Origin of the sequence: Pseudoalteromonas sp. SIMBA_162 (assembly GCF_046535955.1) — a bacterium.
In the GTDB taxonomy this organism is placed as follows: domain Bacteria; phylum Pseudomonadota; class Gammaproteobacteria; order Enterobacterales; family Alteromonadaceae; genus Pseudoalteromonas; species Pseudoalteromonas marina.
The window spans coordinates 1-256 of record NZ_JAWJBQ010000714.1 but is presented as its reverse complement, the minus strand read 5'-3'; the positions used below and the strand labels follow the sequence as shown (position 1 = coordinate 256).

Here is a 256-nt window from a genome sequence, read left to right as displayed (position 1 = left end):
CGCGAAGCTGGAAACACGCTTCGAGGCAATTGAACAACAGACCGGCACCGGCCAGTCTGGCGATACCATCTATCAGCCCTCAGCGGCCGAGCTTTACTACTTCCAGACCGACCACCTTGGCACACCGCTGGAAGTCGCTGACAGCGACGGCAATCTCGTCTGGGTGGGCCAATACCGTGCCTGGGGCCAGCTCGAACGTGCACAAGATGGCAATGGCGAGCGCGCCAGCACCGACAATCCGCTGCGCTTCCAGGGC

At 62.1% G+C, this 256-nt stretch carries 1 protein-coding gene; it reads left to right on the top strand.

From position 1 onward, the window contains the following. On the top strand, positions 1 to 256 hold a 256-nt coding region (locus R0J88_RS21525), incomplete at both ends, for an RHS domain-containing protein (protein WP_410901107.1).